This is a genomic window from Pseudarthrobacter sp. H2 (genome assembly GCF_050157045.1).
GTDB lineage: Bacteria > Actinomycetota > Actinomycetes > Actinomycetales > Micrococcaceae > Arthrobacter.
This window is the reverse complement of sequence record NZ_CP189594.1, coordinates 2,267,413-2,290,165: the sequence shown is the minus strand read 5'-3', so window position 1 is coordinate 2,290,165 and position 22,753 is coordinate 2,267,413. Positions and strand designations below refer to the sequence as shown.

General features: G+C 64.5%; 23 protein-coding genes and 1 tRNA gene. 17 read left to right on the top strand and 7 right to left on the bottom strand.

Going from position 1 to position 22,753, the window contains the following annotated elements; translation table 11 throughout:
* Positions 1 to 269: 269 nt before the first annotated feature.
* The 3 genes from gltB to pyk all read left to right on the top strand — a co-directional run bounded on the left by gltB (position 270) and on the right by pyk (position 7,942).
* Positions 270 to 4,901, top strand: coding sequence for a glutamate synthase large subunit (gene gltB / locus ACQCSZ_RS10855; RefSeq protein ID WP_427007995.1), 4,632 nt, complete (start codon positions 270 to 272; stop codon positions 4,899 to 4,901).
* The gene (locus tag ACQCSZ_RS10850; RefSeq protein ID WP_427007994.1) at positions 4,894 to 6,351 is read left to right on the top strand and encodes a glutamate synthase subunit beta; all 1,458 of its coding nucleotides are present in this window, start codon (positions 4,894 to 4,896) and stop codon (positions 6,349 to 6,351) included. Before gltB ends, ACQCSZ_RS10850 begins: the two co-directional genes overlap by 8 nt.
* 97 nt (positions 6,352 to 6,448) lie before the next feature.
* The gene (pyk, locus tag ACQCSZ_RS10845; protein ID WP_427007993.1) at positions 6,449 to 7,942 is read left to right on the top strand and encodes a pyruvate kinase; all 1,494 of its coding nucleotides are present in this window, start codon (positions 6,449 to 6,451) and stop codon (positions 7,940 to 7,942) included.
* Between the two features lie 125 nt (positions 7,943 to 8,067).
* Here the strand turns inward: pyk and ACQCSZ_RS10840 are convergent, their stop codons facing one another.
* Entirely contained in the window at positions 8,068 to 8,673 is a 606-nt protein-coding gene (locus ACQCSZ_RS10840) for an ANTAR domain-containing response regulator (protein WP_310060534.1), read from the bottom strand.
* A 204-nt stretch (positions 8,674 to 8,877) separates the two neighbouring features.
* On the opposite strand from ACQCSZ_RS10840, the gene ACQCSZ_RS10835 reads away from it, so the two are divergent.
* The 7 genes from ACQCSZ_RS10835 (at position 8,878) to ACQCSZ_RS10805 (ending at position 12,789) form a co-directional block, all read left to right on the top strand.
* Positions 8,878 to 8,959, top strand: a tRNA-Leu gene (locus tag ACQCSZ_RS10835).
* Positions 8,960 to 9,202: 243 nt separating this feature from the next.
* Positions 9,203 to 10,696 (top strand): TOTE conflict system archaeo-eukaryotic primase domain-containing protein, encoded by a 1,494-nt coding sequence (locus tag ACQCSZ_RS10830; RefSeq protein WP_427007992.1) that lies wholly within the window; start codon positions 9,203 to 9,205, stop codon positions 10,694 to 10,696.
* Complete coding sequence (locus ACQCSZ_RS10825) at positions 10,650 to 11,345, top strand: DEAD/DEAH box helicase (RefSeq protein WP_427007991.1); 696 nt, start codon at positions 10,650 to 10,652, stop codon at positions 11,343 to 11,345. Before ACQCSZ_RS10830 ends, ACQCSZ_RS10825 begins: the two co-directional genes overlap by 47 nt.
* Entirely contained in the window at positions 11,342 to 11,674 is a 333-nt protein-coding gene (locus ACQCSZ_RS10820) for a DEAD/DEAH box helicase (protein WP_427007990.1), read from the top strand. The genes ACQCSZ_RS10825 and ACQCSZ_RS10820 overlap by 4 nt, the downstream gene beginning before the upstream one ends.
* Positions 11,675 to 11,811: 137 nt before the next feature.
* Positions 11,812 to 12,018, top strand: a complete 207-nt coding sequence (locus ACQCSZ_RS10815) for a hypothetical protein (RefSeq protein WP_427007989.1) — start codon at positions 11,812 to 11,814, stop codon at positions 12,016 to 12,018.
* 145 nt (positions 12,019 to 12,163) lie between these two features.
* The gene (locus tag ACQCSZ_RS10810; RefSeq protein WP_427007988.1) at positions 12,164 to 12,484 is read left to right on the top strand and encodes a type II toxin-antitoxin system RelE/ParE family toxin; all 321 of its coding nucleotides are present in this window, start codon (positions 12,164 to 12,166) and stop codon (positions 12,482 to 12,484) included.
* Positions 12,484 to 12,789 (top strand): helix-turn-helix domain-containing protein, encoded by a 306-nt coding sequence (locus ACQCSZ_RS10805; RefSeq protein WP_427007987.1) that lies wholly within the window; start codon positions 12,484 to 12,486, stop codon positions 12,787 to 12,789. Before ACQCSZ_RS10810 ends, ACQCSZ_RS10805 begins: the two co-directional genes overlap by 1 nt.
* A gap of 329 nt (positions 12,790 to 13,118) precedes the next feature.
* Here the strand turns inward: ACQCSZ_RS10805 and ACQCSZ_RS10800 are convergent, their stop codons facing one another.
* Together ACQCSZ_RS10800 and ACQCSZ_RS10795 are read right to left on the bottom strand one after the other, a co-directional pair.
* Positions 13,119 to 13,550 (bottom strand): hypothetical protein, encoded by a 432-nt coding sequence (locus ACQCSZ_RS10800; RefSeq protein ID WP_427007986.1) that lies wholly within the window; start codon positions 13,548 to 13,550, stop codon positions 13,119 to 13,121.
* 102 nt (positions 13,551 to 13,652) lie between these two features.
* Positions 13,653 to 13,922, bottom strand: coding sequence for a hypothetical protein (locus ACQCSZ_RS10795; RefSeq protein ID WP_427007985.1), 270 nt, complete (start codon positions 13,920 to 13,922; stop codon positions 13,653 to 13,655).
* Between the two features lie 100 nt (positions 13,923 to 14,022).
* Between ACQCSZ_RS10795 and ACQCSZ_RS10790 the strand changes: the two genes are divergently transcribed.
* Positions 14,023 to 14,133, top strand: coding sequence for a Fic family protein (locus ACQCSZ_RS10790; RefSeq protein ID WP_427007984.1), 111 nt, complete (start codon positions 14,023 to 14,025; stop codon positions 14,131 to 14,133).
* Positions 14,134 to 14,625: 492 nt separating this feature from the next.
* On the opposite strand, the gene ACQCSZ_RS10785 is transcribed toward ACQCSZ_RS10790, so the two are convergent.
* Genes ACQCSZ_RS10785 through ACQCSZ_RS10775 form a run of 3 tightly spaced genes read right to left on the bottom strand, consistent with a single transcriptional unit; the run spans position 14,626 to position 16,854 of the window.
* On the bottom strand, positions 14,626 to 14,964 hold the full coding sequence (locus ACQCSZ_RS10785; protein ID WP_427007983.1) for a hypothetical protein: 339 nt from the start codon (positions 14,962 to 14,964) through the stop codon (positions 14,626 to 14,628).
* Positions 14,909 to 15,790, bottom strand: coding sequence for a class I SAM-dependent methyltransferase (locus tag ACQCSZ_RS10780; protein WP_427007982.1), 882 nt, complete (start codon positions 15,788 to 15,790; stop codon positions 14,909 to 14,911). The genes ACQCSZ_RS10785 and ACQCSZ_RS10780 overlap by 56 nt, the downstream gene beginning before the upstream one ends.
* A 5-nt stretch (positions 15,791 to 15,795) precedes the next feature.
* Positions 15,796 to 16,854 (bottom strand): NAD(P)/FAD-dependent oxidoreductase, encoded by a 1,059-nt coding sequence (locus tag ACQCSZ_RS10775; protein WP_427007981.1) that lies wholly within the window; start codon positions 16,852 to 16,854, stop codon positions 15,796 to 15,798.
* 121 nt (positions 16,855 to 16,975) lie between these two features.
* Between ACQCSZ_RS10775 and ACQCSZ_RS10770 the strand changes: the two genes are divergently transcribed.
* The 6 genes from ACQCSZ_RS10770 to ACQCSZ_RS10745 all read left to right on the top strand — a co-directional run bounded on the left by ACQCSZ_RS10770 (position 16,976) and on the right by ACQCSZ_RS10745 (position 22,091).
* A complete protein-coding gene (locus ACQCSZ_RS10770) occupies positions 16,976 to 17,560 on the top strand; it encodes a helix-turn-helix domain-containing protein (RefSeq protein ID WP_427007980.1) in 585 nt (194 codons plus the stop codon).
* A 214-nt stretch (positions 17,561 to 17,774) separates the two neighbouring features.
* Positions 17,775 to 17,981 carry a ribbon-helix-helix protein, CopG family gene (locus tag ACQCSZ_RS10765; protein WP_427007979.1) on the top strand — a complete coding sequence of 69 codons (207 nt, stop codon included), beginning with the start codon at positions 17,775 to 17,777 and terminating at the stop codon, positions 17,979 to 17,981.
* The gene (locus ACQCSZ_RS10760) at positions 17,978 to 18,346 is read left to right on the top strand and encodes a type II toxin-antitoxin system death-on-curing family toxin (protein ID WP_427007978.1); all 369 of its coding nucleotides are present in this window, start codon (positions 17,978 to 17,980) and stop codon (positions 18,344 to 18,346) included. The genes ACQCSZ_RS10765 and ACQCSZ_RS10760 overlap by 4 nt, the downstream gene beginning before the upstream one ends.
* Positions 18,347 to 19,439: 1,093 nt before the next feature.
* Complete coding sequence (locus ACQCSZ_RS10755) at positions 19,440 to 20,471, top strand: NADPH:quinone reductase (RefSeq protein ID WP_427007977.1); 1,032 nt, start codon at positions 19,440 to 19,442, stop codon at positions 20,469 to 20,471.
* A 305-nt stretch (positions 20,472 to 20,776) separates the two neighbouring features.
* A complete protein-coding gene (locus tag ACQCSZ_RS10750; protein WP_427007976.1) occupies positions 20,777 to 21,544 on the top strand; it encodes a type 1 glutamine amidotransferase domain-containing protein in 768 nt (255 codons plus the stop codon).
* Between the two features lie 349 nt (positions 21,545 to 21,893).
* The gene (locus ACQCSZ_RS10745; RefSeq protein ID WP_427007975.1) at positions 21,894 to 22,091 is read left to right on the top strand and encodes a hypothetical protein; all 198 of its coding nucleotides are present in this window, start codon (positions 21,894 to 21,896) and stop codon (positions 22,089 to 22,091) included.
* Positions 22,092 to 22,160: 69 nt separating this feature from the next.
* Here ACQCSZ_RS10745 and ACQCSZ_RS10740 read toward each other — a convergent pair whose 3' ends face one another.
* Positions 22,161 to 22,745: an HhH-GPD-type base excision DNA repair protein gene (locus ACQCSZ_RS10740; RefSeq protein WP_427007974.1), complete on the bottom strand. Its 585-nt coding sequence runs from the start codon at positions 22,743 to 22,745 to the stop codon at positions 22,161 to 22,163.
* Positions 22,746 to 22,753: the final 8 nt, after the last annotated feature.

Sequence of the window (22,753 nt, the reverse complement as noted above, 5' to 3'; positions counted from 1 at the left end):
AGCACCAAGTACACCGGCACCCGGGGCCGCGCAGCTACCGCTCGCAGAGCCCGGTTCCACAACGTCGTGGCACCAAGGTATGTTGCGTAACGCACACAGCTGCCGGCCGGGCAAGCCAGGCCGGCGGCCCGCGTAACGGTTCGTGCAGCGGACCGGGCGGGCTTACAATTCCAGTTAGAAAAAACTTTGTTGCGCTTGTCAAAGGGGCGCGCCGAGTCGGGCCAATGTTGTCCCTCCCATACGCACGATCAGGAGGAAGGACGTCTTCCATGACCCAAACCCTGCACAGCCCCAGTTGGTCCGAGCCGAACCAGGCGCCGGCCGCCATGTCGCCGTCGGCCATGTCACCCTTCAAACGCTTCGCGGCGATGCCGGAAGCGGCGGGGCTCTACAACCCCGAGCAGGAAAAGGACGCCTGCGGCCTGGCCATCATCGCCACGCTCCGCGGCGAACCCGGCTACGACATCGTTGACGCCGCGCTGACCGCCCTGCGCAACCTCGAACACCGCGGCGCCGTGGGTGCCGACGAAGGCACCGGCGACGGCGCCGGACTGCTGATGCAGGTCCCGGACGAGTTCTTCCGCGCGGTCACCGACTTCGAACTCCCCGCCCCCGGCCAGTTCGTCGTCGGGACGGCGTTCCTTCCCGCCGAACAGCGTGAATCCGACGCTGCCAAGGCCGGCATCGAAAGCCTCGCCGCGGACGAGGGCCTCACCGTCCTCGGCTGGCGTGAGGTGCCCATCGTCGCCGATCTCGTCGGCGCCATGGCCCGCGCCTGCATGCCCTACTTCTCGCAGCCGTTCTTTGCCTCCAGCACCGGGGAAGTCCTGGAGCGCAACGAACTCGACTCCCGGGCCTGGCGGATCCGCAAGCGCGCCCAGAACAAGTTCGGCGTCTACTTCCCGTCGCTGTCCTCGCGGACCATCGTCTACAAGGGCATGCTGACCACCGCCCAGCTGGAGCCGTTCTACCCGGACCTCTCGGACAAGCGCTTCAAGACCAAGCTCGCGATCGTCCACTCGCGCTTCTCCACGAACACCTTCCCGTCCTGGCCGCTGGCCCAGCCCTTCCGGACCATCGCGCACAACGGCGAAATCAACACCGTCAAGGGCAACCGCAACTGGATGCGGGCCCGCCAGTCGCAGCTCGCCAACCCGCTGCTGGGGGATTCGCCGGAAGAGCTGTACCCCATCTGCACCCCGGGCGCCTCCGACTCGGCGTCGTTCGACGAGGTGGCGGAGCTGCTGTGGCTCTCCGGCCGCCCCATCACGCACTCGATCATGATGATGATCCCCGAGGCGTGGGAAAACCACGCCACCATGGACCCGGCACGCCGGGCCTTCTACGAGTACCACTCCCTGCTGATGGAACCGTGGGACGGCCCCGCGGCCGTGTCCTTCACCGACGGCAACCTCGTCGGCGCCACCCTGGACCGCAACGGCCTGCGCCCGGGCCGGTACTGGATCACCGAGGACGGACTGGTCATCTTCGCCTCCGAGGTCGGCGTGATCGACGTCGAACCCTCCAAGGTGGTCAAGAAGGGCCGCGTCTCGCCGGGCAAGATGTTCCTGGTGGACACCGAGGCCGGCCGCATCATCGGCGACGACGAGGTCAAGGCCGAGATGGCCGCCGCCAACCCCTGGGCTGACTGGCTCAAGGACAACCTGATCGACCTGAAGGACCTGCCGGAACGCGAGCACGTCGTGCACACCGCGGCGTCGGTCAACATCCGCCAGCGGACCTTCGGCTACACCACCGAGGAACTGAAGATCCTGCTCGGCCCGATGGCCCGCACCGGCGCCGAGCCGCTCGGCGCCATGGGATCGGACACGCCCGTGGCCGTGCTGTCCAAGCGCCCCCGGCTGCTCTTCGACTACTTCGTGCAGTCCTTCGCGCAGGTGACCAACCCGCCGCTGGACGCCATCCGCGAGGAGCTGGTGACCTCGCTGATGTGCGCGATCGGCCCCAACGGCAACCTGCTGGACACCAAGCAGGTCCGCCAGCCGCAGGTCTCGCTGCCGTTCCCCGTGATCAACAACGACCAGCTCGCCAAGATCGCCAACATCGAGAGCGCCGACGGCGACAAGATCGCCATGAAGGTCCGCGGCCTGTACCGCGCCGAAGGCGGCGAGAACGCCCTGCGCGCCCGGCTGACGGAAATCTGCGAGCAGGTCTCCGGCGCCATCAACCGCGGGGTGCAGTACGTCGTGCTCTCGGACCGCGACTCGAACGCCCAGTGGGCGCCGATTCCGTCGCTGCTGCTCGTCAGCGCCGTGCACCACCACCTGCTCCGCAGCGCCAACCGGACCAAGACCGCCCTCGTGGTCGAGGCCGGCGACGTCCGTGAGACGCACCACGTGGCCGTGCTGATCGGCTACGGTGCCTCGGCCGTGAACCCGTACCTGGCCATGGAATCCGTGGAACAGCTCATCAGCACCGGCGACGTCGTCGGCGTGACCCCGCAGGACGGCGTCTACAACCTGATCAAGGGCCTCGGCAAGGGTGTCCTGAAGATCATGTCCAAGATGGGCATCTCCACCGTGGCCTCCTACACCGGGGCGCAGACCTTCGAAGCCCTCGGCCTCGGCCAGGACCTCGTGGACGAGTTCTTCTCCGGCACGCACTCCCAGCTCGGCGGCGTCGGCCTCGACGTCATCGCGGCCGAGGTCTCGGCCCGCCACCAGATGGCCTACCCCGAGAGCGGCATCGAACAGGCGCACCGCCCCCTGCTCGGCGGCGGCGAGTACCAGTGGCGCCGCGACGGCGAGCCCCACCTGTTCAACCCCGAGACGATCTTCCGGCTGCAGCACGCCACGCGTGAGCGCCGCTATGACATCTTCAAGTCCTACACCCGGGGCGTGGACGACCAGTCCGAGAACCTCATGACCCTGCGCGGGCTGCTGAAGTTCAAGACCGGGGTCCGGCCGGCGGTGCCGCTGGAGGACGTGGAGTCCGTCTCGTCCATCGTGAAGCGCTTCTCCACCGGAGCGATGAGCTACGGCTCGATCTCCAAGGAGGCCCACGAGACCCTCGCGATCGCCATGAACCGGCTGGGCGGCAAGTCCAACACCGGTGAAGGCGGCGAGGACGTGGACCGGCTGCTGGATCCGGAGCGCCGCTCCGCGGTCAAGCAGATCGCCTCGGGACGCTTCGGCGTCACGAGCCTGTACCTGAGCAACGCCGACGACATCCAGATCAAGATGGCGCAGGGCGCCAAGCCCGGCGAGGGCGGCCAGCTGATGGCGCAGAAGGTCTACCCCTGGGTGGCCCGGACGCGGCACTCCACGCCCGGCGTCGGGCTGATCTCGCCGCCCCCGCACCACGACATCTACTCGATCGAGGACCTCGCGCAGCTGATTTACGATGCCAAGCGGGCCAACCCCTCGGCACGGGTGCACGTCAAGCTCGTCTCCGAGGTGGGGATCGGCACGGTTGCCGCCGGCGTCACGAAGGCGAAGGCCGACGTCGTCCTGGTCTCCGGGCACGACGGCGGTACCGGCGCCTCGCCGCTGAACTCGCTCAAGCACGCCGGTGTCCCGTGGGAGCTGGGCCTCGCCGAGACGCAGCAGACCCTCATGCTCAACGGCCTGCGCGACCGCGTGGTGGTGCAGGTGGACGGCCAGCTCAAGACCGGCCGCGACGTCGTGATCGCCGCGCTGCTCGGCGGCGAGGAATTCGGTTTCGCCACCGCCCCGCTGGTGGTCTCCGGCTGCATCATGATGCGCGTCTGCCACCTGGACACCTGCCCGGTGGGCGTCGCGACGCAGAACCCGGAACTGCGGTCCCGTTTCAACGGCAAGGCCGAATACGTCGTCAACTTCTTCGAATTCCTCGCCGAGGAGGTCCGCGAGATCCTGGCCGGGCTGGGGTTCCGGAGCATCGAGGAAGCGATCGGCCACGCCGAAATGCTCGACTCCCGCGAAGCGATCAACCACTGGAAGGCCGAAGGGCTGGACCTGGACCCGATCCTGCACGGACTCGAGTTCGACGACGACGCCCCGCTGCGCAACCTCACCGGCCAGAACCACGAGCTGGACAAGCACTTCGACCAGCGCCTGATCGGGATGGCCGCCGAGGCCCTCAGCGACCGCACCCCGGTGAAGATCGCCGTCAACGTGATCAACACGGACCGCTCAGTCGGCACCATGCTCGGACACGTCGTCACCAAGACCTTCAGCACCGACCTGCTGGCGACGGACACCATCGACATCACGCTGACCGGCACCGCCGGCCAGTCACTCGGTGCCTTCCTGCCGGCCGGCATCACGCTGCGCATGTTCGGCGACTCCAACGACTACGTCGGCAAGGGCCTCTCCGGCGGACGCATCATCGTCCGGCCGGACCGCACCAACGTGTTCAAGGCGGAGAACAACGTGATCGCCGGAAACGTGATCGGCTACGGCGCCACGAGCGGCGAGATGTTCCTGCGCGGCCAGGTGGGCGAACGCTTCCTGGTCCGCAACTCCGGCGCCACCGCGGTGGTCGAGGGAATCGGCGACCACGGCTGCGAGTACATGACCGGCGGCCAGACGCTCATCATCGGACGGACCGGCCGCAACTTCGGCGCCGGCATGTCCGGCGGCACGGCCTACGTGCTGGACCTGCGGACCGAACGCGTCAACAAGCAGGCCCTGGAATCCGGCGAGCTGCAGCTGCGCGAACTGGACGCCGAGGACCGCGACATTGTCCATGGACTGCTGGTGAAGCACTCCGAGGAGACCGAGTCGCTGCTCGCGGCGCGGCTGCTCGAGAACTTCGACGACACCGCAGCCCGCATAACCAAGGTGCTGCCGCGCGACTACGCGGCCGTCCTGCAAACCCGCCTTGACGCCATCGAAGAGGGCCTTGACCCCGACGGCGAAGAAGTTTGGTCTCGAATCCTGGAGGTGACCGGTGGCTGACCCACGCGGATTTCTGAAAGTACGCCAGCGTGAAACACAGCCGCGCCGCCCCGTTCCCGTCCGCATCATGGACTGGAAGGAAGTCTACGAGGCCCAGGAAAACGGTGTCCTGAAGGCGCAGGCCGGCCGCTGCATGGACTGCGGCGTCCCCTTCTGCCACCAGGGCTGCCCGCTGGGCAACCTCATTCCGGAGTGGAATGACCTCATCTGGCGGGACAAGGGCGAGGAAGCGATCGAGCGGCTGCACGCCACCAACAACTTCCCCGAATGGACCGGGCGGCTCTGCCCGGCACCCTGCGAGGCGTCCTGCGTGCTGGGCATCAACCAGCCCGCCGTGACCATCAAGCAGGTCGAGGTCTCGATCGCGGACCAGGCGTTCGACAACGGCTGGGTCACCCCGCTGCCGCCTGCACGCCTCAGCGGCAAGACGGTCGCCGTCGTCGGCTCCGGCCCCGCCGGGCTCGCCGTCGCGCAGCAGCTGACCCGCGTCGGCCACACCGTCGCCGTCTACGAGCGCGACGACAAGATCGGCGGGCTCCTGCGCTACGGGATCCCCGACTTCAAGATGGAAAAAGAGCACGTGGACCGCCGGCTGGAGCAGATGAAGGCCGAAGGCACCCGCTTCCGGACCGGCGTCGCCGTCGGCACGGACGTGACCTGGGAGCAGCTGCGCCGCCGGTACGACGCCGTCGTGGTCGCCACCGGCGCCACCGTCCCGCGTGACCTGTCCATCCCGGGACGCGAACTCGACGGTGTCCACTTCGCGATGGACTACCTCGTGCCGGCCAACCGTGTCGTGGCGGGGGAGCCCGTGGAGAACCAGATCCATGCCGCCGGCAAGCACGTCGTGATCCTCGGCGGCGGCGACACCGGCGCCGACTGCCTCGGCACCGCACACCGCCACCAGGCGGCGTCCGTGACGACGCTGGCCATCGGCAAGCAGCCGCCGGCGGAGCGCGCCGGGCACCAGCCGTGGCCGACGTTCCCCACCCTGTTCGAGGTTGCCAGCGCCCACGAGGAAGGCGGCGAACGCACGTACCTCGCCTCCACCGTGGAGTTCGTCGGCGAGAACGGCAAGGTGACCGGCGTGAAGGTCGCGGAGACGGAATTCGTCGACGGCAAGCGCCTGCCGAAGGCCGGGACCGAGCGGATCATCCCCGCGGACCTGGTCCTGCTGTCCCTGGGCTTCACCGGCCCCGAGGCGGCCGGGATCACCGAGCAGGTCGGCGCCGACTTCGACGGCCGCGGCAACGTGGCACGCGACGGCTACTACATGACCAACACGGAGGGTGTCTTCGCCGCCGGCGACGCCGGCCGCGGCCAGTCGCTCATTGTCTGGGCCATCGCCGAGGGACGCGCCTGCGCCGCTGCAGTCGACAAGTTCCTGATGGGCAGCACCATCCTGCCGGCGCCTGTCGCCCCGACGGACCGGGCGATGGCAGTCCTGTAGCCCGCAGCTCCTGCACCCCCAGGGACTGCTCCCGCGGACCCCGAGCGTTCACTCCTGCAACACCTCCAACCAGGCAAGAGACTACTAGGGTAGGTATATGAGACGCGCTAAGATAGTGGCCACCTTCGGACCGGCAATCGCGAGTTTTGAGAACACACTCGCCGTGCTGGAAGCCGGAGTCGACATGGCCCGGATGAACATGAGCCACGGCGACTACGCCGTGCACGACACCACCTATGAGAACGTCCGCAAGGCGGCAGGACAGCTGGGCAAGCCCGTCGCCATCATGGCCGACCTGCAGGGTCCCAAGATCCGGCTCGGCCGCTTCGTGGACGGCCCCCACCTCCTGGCCGTCGGTGACACCTTCACCATCACCACCGAGGACGTCCCGGGCACCAAGGACATCTGCTCGACGACCCTCAAGAGCCTCACCGAGGACGTCAAGCCGGGCGATGCCCTGCTGATCGATGACGGCAAGATCGCGCTGCGCGCCCTGGAGGTCGACGACGTCAAGGTCGTCACCCAGGTGACGGTCGGCGGCTGGGTCTCGAACAACAAGGGCATCAACCTGCCCGGCGTCGCCGTCAACGTTCCGGCGTTGAGCGAAAAGGACGAGAACGATCTGCGCTGGGCCATCCGCCGCGGCGTGGACATGGTGGCGCTGTCCTTCGTCCGCGACGCGACGGACATCAAGCGGGTCCACGAGATCATGGACGAGGAAGGCCGCCGCGTGCCGGTGATCGCCAAGATCGAAAAGCCGCAGGCAGTGGACCAGCTGCACGAGATCATCGACGCCTTCGACGCCATCATGGTGGCCCGTGGCGACCTCGGCGTGGAACTTCCCCTCGAGGAAGTGCCGATCGTGCAGAAGCGCGCCATCGAACTGGCCCGCCGCTGGGCCAAGCCGGTCATCGTGGCCACCCAGGTGCTGGAGTCCATGATCGAGAACCCGCGCCCGACGCGCGCGGAGGCCTCCGACTGCGCCAACGCCGTGCTCGACGGCGCCGACGCGGTCATGCTCTCCGGCGAGACCAGCGTGGGCAAATTCCCGATCGAGACGGTCAAGACCATGGCCCGGATCATCGAGTCCACCGAGGTCCACGGCCTGGAGCGCGTCCCGCCGCTGGGGACCAGGCCCAAGACCCGCGGCGGCGCCATCACCCGTGCCGCCGTCGAAATCGCCGACCAGCTGGAGGCGAAGTACATCTGTACCTTCACCCAGTCCGGTGACTCGGCCCGGCGCCTGTCGCGGCTGCGTCCGGTCCGGCCGGTGTTCGCCTTCACCCCCGTGGAGCACGTCTGGAACCAGCTCGCCCTGACCTGGGGCATCCAGCCGGTCCTGGTCCCCATGGTGGGCCACACCGACGAGATGACCGCCCAGGTGGACCGCAGCCTGCTGGAACTGAAGGTGGTGGACGACGGCGACCTCGTGGTCATCGCCGCCGGTTCCCCTCCCGGAAAGGCCGGTTCCACGAACATGCTGAAGGTCCACAAGGTGGGCGACCTGGCCGACGCCGGCAGCCTCGGCGAGGCGGGGGTGGCCAGGGACAAGCTTGGCCCGTGGCCGGAAATCAAGAAGAACGGCGCCTGAGCTTCGGCTTGGCTCCGCGCTGAAAAGGGAGGGTCCCCGCCGCTGGAATTCCAGCGGCGGGGACCCTCCCTTTTTCGTTGGTGCGTGGTGCTTTGTACGTGGTGCTTGCTGCTTTGCGGCGGGTCCTAGTTGACCTGGTTGATGATGGTCTCGGCGACCTCGCGCATGCTGAGGCGGCGGTCCATGGAGGTCTTCTGGATCCAGCGGAAGGCTTCCGGCTCCGTGAGGCCCATCTTGGTGGTCAGGAGGCTCTTGGCGCGTTCCACGAGCTTGCGGGTGGCGAACTGCTCCTGCAGGTCGGTCACTTCGCTTTCGAGGGCCTTGATTTCCTCGTGGCGGGACAGCGCGATCTCGAGGGCGGGGATGAGGTCGGCCGGGGTGAACGGCTTGACGACGTAGGCCATGGCGCCGGCGTCGCGGGCGCGCTCCACGAGTTCCTTCTGGCTGAAGGCGGTGAGCAGGACCACCGGGGCGATGCGGGCCTTGACGATCTTCTCGGCCGCGGTGATGCCGTCCATGACGGGCATCTTGACGTCCATCAGGACCAGGTCCGGCTTCAGTTCCTCGGCGAGCTGCACGGCCTTCTCGCCGTTGTCCGCCTCGCCGACGACGTCGTAGCCTTCGCCGCGCAGGATTTCGATGATGTCCAGGCGGATGAGGGTCTCATCCTCGGCGACGACAACGCGGCGCGCCGGCTTGGAGGTGGGGTTTGACTCCGTCTGATCTGACACGGGAACTCCTTGTAAAGGTACGGCGGGAACTAGACCATCATAGGTTTTGTCCGCTGGTGTACTTGGACCGGTTGGGTTCGATGCGGCGTCACTGGCGCGATTCTCGAATTCAGCCTATCTGCATGTAGAGTAATTTCGCGCACTGGAAGCGATCGCGTGACCCACGGCACCGTGGGTCCGCGAATGTTACCCGGTGTACTCCGCGCCCGAGTGGCGGAATTGGCAGACGCGCCGCACTCAAAATGCGGTATCGAAAGGTGTGTGGGTTCGAGTCCCACCTCGGGCACGTGTTTTTCCCTGTTCAGGGGCTTGTGGGCCTCTGAGTGTGCACAAACTGTTCACTTATAGGCCCCTGCGGGGGCCTTTTTTGTTGGCGGCCCGTGCCGTGGTGGGCGGCTCCTTCCCCGGTGTGGCTGATGGTTCCGCGTTCTTGCCTCTTCATGGCGGGGTGGGGCCGCGGCTACATGACTTGTCTCAAGTTGGGGACCTGCGCAGTCGGCGATCCATTCGGCATTGCCACCTTAGCTGGATGACTTTCATCTGGTTCGGCGTGGTGGCCTCTGCCGACCACAATGGAACCGTGATTGAAGACACTCCTGAAGCTGGTGGCCAAACTGCATTGCCGGGCCTTTCCAATACGGCAGACAGGGCGCTGAGACGTGAGCTCGACGAATTGCGCCTCGATAATGCCAGGCTGCGGAAACTCTTGGAACTCACGGAAGTGGAATCAAAGGCAGCACACCTGGCCCAGGCAGCAATTCCTTCGGTGGTGCACCATGGTCCGGTAACCATGGAATCGTCTCCGGAAGCGAAAGTCCGTCTGTTCCAGGACTTGTTCAGGGCGCGCAGTGACGTCTACGCAGTCCGGTGGGAAAACTCGCGGGACGGCCGCTCCGGCTGGGTTCCTGCGGTCGTCGGTGGTTGGCGCAAGGGCGCGAACATCGCGGGTGCCAATTTCCTGCCACTTACTCCGTTCGTTGTGGCGGATCATTTGCGCGGAGTGCAGCACATTGGCCTCTATCCCTTGACTGAACAGGACACCTGTTGGTGGGTGGCGGCGGACTTTGACGGCGGCGCCGCAATGCTGGATGCGTTGGCGTACGTTAAGGCTGCTCGTTTTCGGGGAATTCCTGCAGCGTTGGAAGTGTCCCAGTCCGGACGTGGCGCCCATGTGTGGATCTTCTTCAGTACCGCCATACCGGCGTCCGCAGCACGCCAGCTTGGCACCGGTCTCATCCACGAGGCGATGGCATTGCGTGGCAGCATGAGTCTGGCCAGCTATGACAGGCTTTTCCCTGCCCAGGACGTTCATTCGGGCAAGGGCATGGGTAACCTGATTGCTGCGCCGCTGAACGGCAAGCGCCGCCAGCACGGCACTACGTTGTTCCTCGACACTACGACCCTCGAACCATATGAGGACCAATGGGCGTACCTGTCCAGCCTGGATCGGCTTTCCGAGCGGGAAGTTCGTGCCCATGTCCGAAGGCCGCCTGCCGTTAAGTTGGGACAAGAGGTTCGCCGGCTTGAGCTGTCGCTATCGTCCAAGATCGTTCCACGCCCCGCTCTGATCGTCCGAGTCGCATTCGCATCACGCCTTACTATCAAGGCAGAAGATCTTGGACCAGCCATGATCTCAGCAGTTAAGCATGCCGCTTCCATGCCGAACCCTGAGTTCTATGAACGCCAACGCCAGAGGCGATCCACCTGGAATATTCCCCGATACCTGCGCAACTACGACGAAACGCTTGATGGCGACCTCATCCTGCCGCGTGGGTTATTGCCCTTCTTGAAGCAACTGGTCGAATCGAGTGGCAGCTCGCTGCGCATTGATGATCAACGGTCGGAAGGCACTGCCCATAGCTTCGACTGCTCGGCCCGCCTGCGCGGGGAACAACAAGATGCCGTGGACGCCGCCACTGCCGCCGAGCACGGAGTCCTGGTTGCCCCGCCCGGTACCGGAAAGACCGTTATGGCGTGTGCTGCGATGGCACTTTCGTGGCGTCTCAACGCTCATTCTGGTTGATCGCAAAGCCTTGGCGGAGCAATGGCGCAGCCGCATCCGTGAGTTCTTGGACGAGAAGTGCGGCCAAATCGGAGGTGGCCGTGCCAAGACGACGGGACGGGTCGATGTCGCGCTTTTGCCCACGCTGGCACGGCGGGAAAATGTTGCCGAGCTGACCGCCGGCTATGGTTTCGTCATCGTGGACGAATGTCACCACGTCCCGGCGGCAGCGTTCACCCATGTCATGAACCAGATCCAGGCCCGGTACTGGCTGGGGCTGACGGCCACACCGTACCGGCGGGACAAGTTGGACTCGCTGATCTACCACCAGCTCGGCCAAATCTCACACACGATTTCCCCAGCTGTTCCGCAGCAGCTGCCAACGCACGCACACGAGATTGCCGAACCGACGCTGACTTTGGAACTGCACCGGACCTCGTACGCGTACGACGGCGCCGCAGACCCCAGCGAACCGGGCGGGATCTCCGCCATCTACAAGGACTTGATCGCCAATGAGGAACGCCTACAGCAAATTTACGACGACGTCATTGAAGCTTTCGAACGGAACTCCCGAATCCTAGTACTGACTACGTGGAAAGCCCATCTTGAGTCCCTGAGGTCCCGGTTCGAGGCGGCTGGTCTGAAGCCAGTGGCTTCACTGGGGCGATGAAAGCCAAGGAACGACAGGCCGCCGTCGACCTTCTTGCCACCACCGATGATGCGCAGCCTCTGCTGGTCTTGGGCACCGGCTCTTACATTGGAGAAGGCTTTGACTGCCCCAAACTGGATACCCTGTTCGTTGCAGCGCCTGTGTCGTTCAAAGGCAGATTGGTCCAGTACGTCGGCCGGGTAATCCGGCCGTACCCAGGGAAAACTGTGGCGACAGTTCACGACTACTACGACGAATCAACACCCGTACTGGCCGCATCCCTGAACAAGCGGGCTCCGGGCTATGTCTCGCTCGGGTTCCCTGATCCGCGCAAGCTCAAAAGCAGATGACATCGTCCCCAGGACCGTAGGCGGCGGTGTCTGCGTTGCCACAACGCTTCGGAACCGTATTCTCGAGAGGTTACCTTCGGGCAGCCGGATACGTCTCACGCCAATGAACTACCAGATACCGCTTAGTATCATCGAACATGGACATGAACCTGCGTGTTTCAGAAGACGGTGACCGCCGTCCGGGTGAGCTTACTGCCAAGGCGCACACCTCCAAGTCGGCGCGTCTTGGTCAAGTTGCCGGTTCGGACGTCCAGCGTCACCGGCACAAGCAAGAAATCAGCGCGGGCCTGGACTTCGTTATGCGCCACGACGCCGGGCTGCTGAAGCGCCTTGAGGATGCCTGAGTTCTCGCCGCGAATACGACATCATCGCCTTGCCTGGCCACAACCCTCATGGGTGTGACGGCTCGTCCCTCCTGCACGTCCAACAAGTGGCGGTCCGCAATATAGCACTTGAGTTGTAGAACACCTGAGTTGTATGATGGACTCGATGTGGAATGTTGACGTGGGCCTAGTTGAGCCGTGGCTGTTAGGTCTTGACCAAGACTCGTATGAGCAGATTGTTGCTGCATTAGAGCTTCTCGCCGAGCGCGGACCTCAACTTGGTCGTCCATTGGTCGACACAGTGGTTCGTTCACGGCATAAGAACATGAAGGAGTTGCGGCCGGGATCGAGCGGGCGGTCGGAATTGCGAATCTTGCTTGTCGCGGGGGACAAGACGGGCAACTGGAGCAAGTGGTACAAGACGAACATTCCGGTTGCTGATGACCTGTTCGATGATCATCTGAGGATTCTGAAAGGAGGGGCATAGTGGCGAAGTCCATGGAGGAACTACTGGCCAAGCGTCCGATTGACCGGGCAGCTGTGAATGCCCACAAGAAGCGCATGGTCGATGAGGTCCGGGCCTACCGGCTTCGGGAGCTCCGCGAGGCCTCTGAGCTGACGCAGGTCGAGCTGGCTGGGCGCCTGCATGTCAGCCAGAACAGGGTGTCCCGCATCGAGCACGGTGACATTGATCGTGCCCAGGTCGATACTTTGCGGAAATACGTCGAGGCGCTCGGCGGCCGGCTTCGTGTCGAGGTTGAGCTCGGCGACGAACGAATCCAGATCGCCTGACGAAGGGAGTCGGCAGGTCCGCCTCGGCAGTCGTCCTGCCCATACCGACGGCGAGGTTCAAAAATGCGGGAGGCAGGGTGTGCACAATATGTACACCCTGGGCTTTCGACTCGCCCGTGCTGCTGCCGGACGGGCACGGATTCCGTATGTTTCCTGCGGAGTCCAGTGTTTTCAGGTCCGAAATCCCGTTCGAGTTCAACCTCGGGCACATTGTCTCCGCGAGTCTGACCGAAGAGGAATCTTCGCGTCAGACTATTTCTTGCTGCTAACGCAGTAGGTTGGTCCCATGACAAACACGGAGGACTTGGCACACTGTCTACCCCCGGCGGTTAACAAGCAGGTGCGAGGAAACTAATGCGGCGAGGTTCGGCATCGTTGTCAAGTTTCCTGGTGTCTGCGGAATTTGCGGAGGGACGTTCGTCCAAGATGACAGGATCTTCAAGTTGCCTGAAGCGCGCCGTTCTAATGTGAACCCCTGGGTCTGCCGCGGCTGTCGCTACCCGGAGAACCGCTCTGAGCCAACGCTCGAAGAGGTATTCGTTAAACTGAACCACCGCAACCACACCGGGCGTACACCCGGCCTCAACCGACACGACGTTGGACATTTGCTCGCCCTGCACGGCACCCTCCCTGACGAAGCCGCGTCCGCCCTTGAGGATATGCCAGTATTGCCCAAACTCCGACGAGCGCATGCAGAACGAATTTCGGCGAACCTCAATCGCGCCGAACTCCTGGACCTCCTCGAAGGGTTCGTCCGTCACGGCGTCATTAAGCGCGTCGGACGGAGTCGCTACTACAGCATCCCTTCGAAGGTCGGGTCGTCGGGTTCCTAGAATGGCCTTGGCACTAGAATGGCCTTGGCACTAGTTCGGTGCCATTTGCGATGGCAATTGAATCCTCGTGTCCCCGAAGGCCTTGATCACAGGCTCGAGCAACTCACCGCGAGGAGCGCACTTCGAAGTCAGCGCTTCTGCTTCAGGAGCCGAGTTGATTCTGCCAGCGCCATGGCCCGCCGTTGCGATATCAGCGAGGGACTGGGTTTCGTTATGAGTCGTGACGCCGAGCTGCCCGCCCGGCCTTGAGGACGCGTGACCGTTTACCTGAACATTGAGGACGTTCTTCAGGTTTTTCATAGGTACGGACTTAACGTCCGCGACGTCGGACTGCTCGCATTGGCTTTGGCCCGGCCCGCGACAAGCGTCATGAGCGCGCCAAGCCTATGCCGACCCTGCGATGACAGCAGCTGCCTTGCTCGAAGCGGTGGCCCGCTTCCACCCCCTCATGGACGGCAACAAGCGCACCGCCAGGACGCTCATGATGTTGCTGCTGTGGATCAATGGGTAGCGCCATGACTCACGACCGATGAGGGTTTCGACCGTGTCGAAGGTGTACTGAAGGAAATATTGATCTAGCGGACTCTTCCTGTAGTGGTCTCCCGGCATCTAGTCCCGCACTGTGTCCAACGGGCTGCCAAGGAGCGTGTGGACAATGTCCACACTTTAGGCCTCGGACTGGCTCGCATATCGGTCGGATCGGGTCGGATTCCGCATGTTTCCAGGAGAGTCCAGTGTCTACAAGGTCCGGAACCCGGTTCGAGTCCCACCTCGGTCACAGCATTCCCCCTCGTCAGAGGGGTTTTTGCTTTAACGTGTGTACCTTGACCCTGCTCGGGTCCCTCTGACGCTGGTCCGGGTTGTGCCTGGCGCCGCGGTGGCCTCTTCAGTTGTGTGGGTGGCGGGGTCAGGGCCCTGGCTGGTGGGCCCTCCGCCTGCTGGGATGTGGGGCGATCCGGGTCTCCTTTCCGGCTTGTTCTGGTGGCCTTGGTTGGTCTTGTACCTATTCATGCCGCGGGGTCCTGTTGAGGACATGACCTGCGGGGGTTTCTTGAAGAACGCCTAAGAGAATGGTGCCCGCGTCCGTGGCGGTTGGTGCACGCGACTTCGAACAAAACGATGGCTGGTGCAGATGACTTCGAGCGCTCCCGTGTCGGGAGCCCCTGGCGTCGGCGGGCGCGGCGTTGCGGGGGTCGCCGCCGTCGATGACGACGGCGGAGCGCAGGGAACGCGCGAAGGCCACGGCTGCGGAGAGCACAGCAGCGCCGGCGGCGACCACGACCACTTCACAGAGGAGATCGGAGGTGTTGTGCCGGTTCAGCCTCGGGTCGTGCTGGCTCACGGCTGCTCCTGGTTCTAGTCGGGGTGGCGACCCAGACGGTCCGGGTGGTGCGGGGTTCCAGCTCGATGTCGTCGGAGAACCGCTCCAGCAGGTGGTCCACGGCGTCGCGGTCGTCCGCGGTCAGGGCCGCCAGGTGCGAGAAGCGCGCGAACCACTGCTGGGCGTACTCCCGTGCAGCCGGGGTCACGGGTGCGATGGTTGTCACCTCGGACTTGGTGACGCTGAACCCGGCGGCCTCGATGACGGGCGTCCAGTTCGGGTGGCGGTTCCACCCCTCGGCCGCCGCAGCGGCGTGGCAGCGTTGCTCCAAAAGCGCTCCGCGCGGATGGCTTAGGAAGCAAGGCAGAGCGGCGAGCTCGACGACGACCAGGACCCCACCCGGCGCCAGTGCCTGGCGGACTCCCGAGAGGAGCTGGGCGGGGTGGGCGACGTGGTGGAGTGAGGACGATGCCCACACCAGGTCAACCAGCGCCCCGGTCACTGCATCCGCCCTCATGGAGGAGCCGGCAAGCGCAGGGAAGCCGTCGTCGAGGTCGGCCTCGATCACGGCGAAGCCCTGCTTGCGAAGCAGCTCGAGCATCTGCGGGTCGCTGTCGATGCACGTCACCGTGGCGTCGGGGTACCGCTCGCGCAGCAGCCGGCTGCCTGCGCCGGTGCCGGCGCCGAGGTCAACGACGCTGCGCGCAGTTGGCACCCCGGTCAAGTCCAGGACGGCTGCGAGGTGGTCGCCGAACACTTCGGCGTCGAGGTCGAGGACGCGGTGCTGGTCATGACTGCCAGGTCGCTGGTGGTCGTGGTGCCGCGTCGGGTGAGGCTGGTGATCCATGCTGATTACCTTTCTCCTGTGGCTGCAGGGCCCATGTCAGTGACTTTCGGTCCATCAAGGCCACGGCGTCGGTGACCGAGCACGATACCAGAGACGTCTGCTTCCGATGCGGCGGAGAAGGGGCCGAAGTGCCCCTCAACGGCCCATCGGGTTTCCTCTTCGATGAGATCGGCGTTGATCCGTGCACCGGTCATGACACCCTCGGCCGCCGCGGTGATCACCTGAGCCATCAAGTTGGAGACATTGCCCGCCGCATACACGCCGCGGACGGCCGTCGCACCCAAAGCGTCGGTCTCGATGAACCGTCCGGCCCCCGAGGGGTGCACCTGGGAAGTTAGCCCGAGTGATTCCAGCAGCGCGGATCTGGCCTCCATCCGTGTTCCGACAGCCAGGGCCTGTAGGTCGAACGAGGAGCCCTGGTGGAGCGTGAGCCCCGTGAGGACGCCATCGACAGCGTCAGCAGAAGCCACGGCGCCGCCAACGACCGTTACGGACCGGGCGGCGAGCTTGTCCCACTCCTCGTCGGTGGGTTCCACGGTGTCGTTGAGGAAAAGGGTGATATCCCGGGACCACTGCCTGAACAACAGCGCCTGATGGACGGACAGTGGGCCTGTGCCCAGCACTCCAATCCGTTGCCCGCGGATTTCCCAGCCATGGCAGTAGGGACAGTGCACAACGCCCTTTCCCCATTGCTCCCGCAGCCCGCTGATGGGAGGCAGCTCGTCTGTCAAGCCGGTGGTGACGAGGAGGCGTCTGCCGGAGAACCGGCGGGCATCTCCGAGAATCACCTCGAACCCATCGGGGGTTCGCCGTGCCGAAACGGCTTCGCCGTCCATGACCGTTCCTCCGTAGGAGAGCACTTCACTGCGTCCGACGGACAGGAGTTCCCCGGGGTTCATACCGTCCCTCGAAAGATAACCGTGTACACCCGCCGCTGGTGCGTTGCGTGGGGTTCCGGAATCGATGACCAGCACCGAGCGCAGCGCCCGGCCCAGCGTCGTGGCCGCGCTGAGTCCCGCCGCGCCGCCGCCAACAATTACAACGTCATACCGTGTGGCGTCCATACTGATTTGCCCTTCGATGCGTACTAAAAGTTCGTCGCCAGCGTCCGCGTGCGGTTACACCAGCTTGTATCGCATGAACGAGGTTTGACAAAAAATATTGCCGATATGGCAAAGTTGGGGGATGGCAAATGACCTTGACAATGTTCTCGGGGCGGTCGGCCCCCGGCTTCGGGCACTCCGTACGGAACGGAACCTCACGCTCGGAGATGTCTCTACCGCTTCCGGGGTATCGGTTAGCACCCTGTCCCGCCTTGAATCCGGCCAACGTAGGCCAAACCTCGAAATCCTGCTGCCCCTCGCGAGGTTGTACGGTGTTCCCCTCGATGATCTGGTCGGCGCCCCGCCCACCGGGGATCCGAGAATTCACCTGCGGCCCATCATCCATAGCGGCATGACGGCTGTTCCGCTCACGCGCCGCCCAGGCGGATTACAGGCCTTCAAGATGGTGCTCGCCGGCGAGACCCGCGGGGCAGAGCCCGACCCGCGCGTTCACGAGGGCTACGAATGGCTTTACATCCTCAACGGACGACTGCGTCTGGTGCTGGGCGACAAGGACTTTGAACTTCGCCCTGGCGAAGCCGCGGAATTCGACACCCGCACGCCGCACTGGTTCGCCAGCGCTGACGGCGGATCCGTCGAGTTCATCAGTCTGTTTGGACAGCAGGGCGAGCGGATGCACGTACGCGCGCGGCCCAAGCCCTCATAGCCGAAGAGGTCCGATGAGTTCAGTCCTTGATACCTGCCCGGTAATCGTTGGCGGATCGATCGATGACCCTGCCGACCGGTGGGCCGGCTCCTCTTCAACGCCCTCGGTATGGTTGCAGAATTTGAAGCGGACCCTAGGCGATTGCGAACCCTCGAAGGCAGGGCACCTGCGAAATTGCATGGGAGGTTTGGTACTGGTTTGGTACCATGGTTGCATGGCTATGAATTTGCGTGTGCCCGAGGATCTGGATCGGCGTTTGGAGAAGCTCGCGGCCGAGGAACACACATCGAAGTCTGCGTTGCTGCTCCAAGGTGCAGAGCTTGTGCTCCAGCGTCACCGGCGCAGTCGTGAGATCGGCGAGGGCATGGATTTCGTGATGAGCCATGACGCTGAGCTCTTGACGCGCCTTGAGGATGCGTGACCGAGTACCTCGAGATTGAGGACGCGTTGCAGGTCCTCGACCGTTACGGGTTCCATATCCGAGACATCGGTCTCCTGGCCTCGGCACTGGCCCGGCCGGCAACAACGGTGATGGGTGTGGAAGCCTATCCGCAGCTATCCATGAAGGCGGCGGCTCTCATGGAGTCGGTGGCGCGGTTCCACCCGCTGATCGACGGCAACAAGCGCACGGCGTGGACGCTCATGGTTCTGATGCTCTGGATCAACGGCTACCGGCATGACTTCACCACACATGCGGCGTTTGATCTCGTCGTGGGGGTGGCGGCCGGCTACGTTTCGCTGGAGGACAGTGCGGGGATCATTGCCTCGCATCTCGTCAGGCGATAACTGCCGAGCAGCCGGATGGTCTCGCAGCCGCTTGTTGGCCGGTCATGTGCAGGTACGCCCATCCGCCCGTGAGATGCCTGCAGGAGGTGAACCAGCAATGAAGTTCCTCGCTATCCGATTGGCTTCCCGGCCGCTGAGTGGTCCGGTCTTTGCCGGCAACATGCCCAGAAACGGAATGGAGTGGACCGGTCCGGCAGTCCAAGCCTTGTCAGCACAAAGAAGTACCGCGCTCCGTCAGCTGGAGCGCGGTTTGTCGTGCTCGGAAGGGCGAATTCGGGGGTGTGTACATTGTCCACACTTAGGGCTTCGGACCGGCTCGTATGTAGGCCGGATCGGGCCGGATTCTGTATGTTTCCGCGGGAGTCCAGTGTTTGCGGGGGAGGGAATGCCGTTCGAGTCCCACCTCGGGCACAGCATGACCCCTCGTCAGAGGGGTCTTTTGCTTTAACGTGTGGACGTTGACCCTGCTCGGGTCCCTCTGACGCTGGCCGTGGGCGGTGACTGGCGCCGCGGTGGCCTGTTCAGTTGTGTGGGTGGCGGGGTCAGGGCCCTGACTGATGGGCCCACCGTCTGCTGGGATGTGGGGTCATTCGGGTCTCCGTTCTTGCCTGCTCCGGTGGCCGTGGTTGGTCTTGTACCTGTTCATGCCGTGGGGTTCTGTTGACGACATGACCTGCGGGGATTTCTTGAGGATCTTGCGTCCCGGTTCGCTGCTTCCTGTGGGCTTGGGTAGAGGCTGGTTCCCGTTTGTCCGGCCAAGAGGGGTGTGCGCATTGTCCACACCGGAGTGAGTGTTCTGCCGTTGATCCTTTGTGGCTCCCTCCTTGCATACTTCTGCTGACTCGCATTCATGGGGCCGCGAGTTCTGTGTGACCTGACCGCCAAACCCCGCCATCTGCTCACCGGGGCGGCATCGGATACCGGTTCATGCCTTAGCCTAGAGACACGCGGGCGCGGATGCCCGGATCAGCATCTCAAATCCTCTGGAATAGGCGCCGGGCATGGTGGGTTCCAGGGCCAGGAGGGACCGTTGCCCGCATCTGGTCCGGCGCCCGGCGGGAATTTTCGGTCCGGGCCGGCGTTAGGCCTGAGTATGAAAGCAATCGTGTACCGTGCCACCGGCGATCCGTCTGTTCTCGAGCTCGTCGACCGCGAGATCCGCGACCCGGGGCCCGGGGAGGCGCGCGTACGGATCATGGTCTCCGCGGTGAACCCCACCGACTGGAAGTCGCGCCGCGGCGCCAAACCGGGCGAGCCGTTGCCCTTCGCGGAGGTCGTGCCAAACCAAGACGGCGCCGGAGTGGTGGATGCCGTCGGACCCGGTGTCGAGCATCTCCACGTCGGTGACAGGGTCTGGCTGGCCTTGGCCGCCTACCAGCGGGCGGACGGCGGGACAGCGCAGGAGTTCGCCGTCCTGCCGGCCGAGCGGGTCTTTCCGCTGCCGGACAACGCCGGGTTCGACCTCGGCGCAAGCCTGGGCGTTCCCGCGATCACCGCTCACAGGGCCCTGACCATCGCCGAGGACGGCCCGCGGCGGCTGCACCCGGGAACCTTGGACGGCAAAGTAGTTCTCGTCGCTGGAGGGGCCGGCGCCGTGGGCCATGCGGCGATCCAGCTCGCCAAGTGGGCCGGCGCCGTTGTGATCACGACCGTGAGCGGACCGGCGAAGGCTGCGCTGGTCACGGCCGCCGGCGCCGATCACGTCATCAATTACCGGGAAACCCACGCGGCCGCGGAGATCCGCCGGATCGCTCCCGAGGGCGTCGACCAGATCGTGGAGGTGGCACCCGCGCAGAACGCGGAACTCGACCTGGCAGTGATCCGCAACCGTGGCTCCGTCGCGGTCTACGCCAACAACGGCGGCGATCAGGTGAGCCTGGACGTGCGCAGGCATTTCAGCCTCAACGTCCGCGACCAGTTCGTGCTGCTCTACACCGTTGGCATGGCGGCGGTGCAAGCCGCCGCCGAGGACATCAATGCGGCCATCGCCGACGGCGCCCTTCCGGTGGGAGAGGCCGCAGGCCTACCGCTGCATCGCTTTGACCTGGCTGACACGGCTGCGGCCCACGCGGCGGTGGAAGAGAGCATCGTCGGCAAGGTGCTGATCGATGTGTCAGCGGGCTAGCCGATAAGGCGTCGGGAGCCTCGCGGGGATCATCACGCCGTGCAGCCGCGGGACTGAGCGGGCCGAGCAGTCCGGACTGCGGACCGCGATGGATCAATATGGCGCTACTTTGGGCCGACTTAGCGGACGGTCAGATATCGCGGCTTCACCCCGTGGATCATCAACGACAGAGAGAGGCAACCGTGCCGGGACCAACAGGCCAGCACACCAAATCCTGCACCAGAACCAGGGTCCGGAAAACAGTAACGAGGGAGGGCCCGAATTGGGCTGGGCGTAGGGTGGAAGTTAGACGAAAGGAGCACTTCATGAAGAAAATTCTCATGGTACTGACCAGCGTTTCCGAGATCGGCGATACGGGCGAGAAGACCGGCTACAACGTGGCCGAGGCTGCACATCCCTGGAAGATCTTCAAGGATTCCGGGCATTTCGTCGACTTCGCGTCCATCCAGGGCGGCCAGCCCCCGCGCGACGAGGTGGACTCAGAAGATCCCATCCAGGTCGCCTTCACGGAGGACGAGGCCACGCGCGCCGGTCTCTACAACACTGCCCGCGTTGACGTCGTTGATCCCGACCAGTACGACGCCGTATTCCTCGTGGGCGGCCACGGCACCATGTGGGACTTCCCGGACAGCGAAGGCTTGCAGAATCTGGTGGCCAGCGTCTACAACGCCGGCGGCTTGGTGGGCGCGGTCTGCCACGGACCGGCCGGCCTGCTGAACGTGGAATTGGAGAACGGGTTCCGCCTCGTCGAGGGCCGGAAGGTGGCTGCCTTCACCAACGACGAGGAGGTTGCCGCAGGGAAGGACAAAGTCATCCCGTTCTTTTTGGCAGACCGACTTGAGGAACAGGGCGCCACTCACGTCTCCGCTGGTGTCTTTGAGGAGAAGGTCGTGGTTGACGACCGGCTGGTGACCGGCCAGAACCCGGCCTCAGCCGCCGGCGTGGCCAAGGAGATGGAGAAGCTCTTCGCAGAGGTCATCCACCAGGAAAAAGCCGAAGAACAGCACGAGACGGAGGCTCTGCGCGCCGAGAAGGACGCCAAGAAGACTGCTGCGGCAGGCACCGAGCACTAACGCCCGCAGTGCCACCGTCATGGCGGTGCTGGTGGAGGGTCGCCTTGCGACGGTCTTCTATTGGCTTGTCGTGGCTATGGACGTAGCCCTCCTTGTAGTGCGCGCGTGGTTGTACCGTCGAGCCGTGAAGAGCCCACCCACACGCGACTAGCACGCACAATACTGCCGGCTATCGCGCAGCGGGCAACGGAGGAGATCTGCCCCTTCTTCTCCTGCTCGCCGCTGAGCCTTCTGGATCGTCTTGGCGGGCTGGTCCTTTGGCCTACGTCGTGGCGCCTGGGCTGATGTTCACCTGGCACGTGCCCAAATCCTCGGGCGCGGACCCTGGATGTGCCGGAACGTTAGGTCTATGCATTCCGTTGAGGCCAAAGCGCCGATCAACGCCCGAAGTTCCACCGTCTGGGACATCATCACCGATGCCGGCAACTTCACGGTGGGGCCGGACGCCCGCCATGGGTTGCGCGGACTGCGTGAGAAGCGTCTGCTGCAGGGCGTTGTGCGGGACCGGAGCGTTAGATCGGGGCCTGAACGTGTGTGCAACGTCTGATATTCATTGCCGGGGTCCGCGCAACCGATCGACAAACGTATCGGAACCCTTTGGTTCATGCCATTCTTATCAGCGCTCGGATGCCTTCGCGGCTTTGATGGCGGCCTTGGCAGCCTGCTTGCTGGCGCGCACTTTTTTCAGCGACTCGGGATCCACGATGTCGGCGACAGAAAGAAACGCACTCTCCCGGCCATAGGGGTCAGCAGCCTCACGCCAGCCTTGTGCCTGGAGTCCGCACTGCTTGCCGAGTAGTGCGAGGAAGATCTTTGCCTTTTGCTCTCCGAAGCCGGGCAGTCCCTTCAGCCTGCGTAGCACTTCCTGGCCGTCCGGGTCGTCCTGGTTCCAGATGGCAGTTGCATCCCCTTTCCAATCGCGCTGTACGGTCGCGGCGAGGTCCTGGACGCGGCTGGCCATCGAGCTAGGGAAGCGGTGGATGGACGGACGCTCCTTGAAGATCTCAACGAAGCCTGCCGGGTCATGTTCGGCGATTGCGGCAGGGGCCATGGACCCGATGCGCGTCCGGATCTTTTCGGGTCCGGCAAACGCAGACTCCATGGTCACCTGCTGGTCAAGCAGCATGCCGATTAGGAGTGCGAACGCGTCATTGCTGAGCAGTTGGTCGGCGGCGGGGTCGCCAGTGATGTGCAGTTCCATGCGCCCAT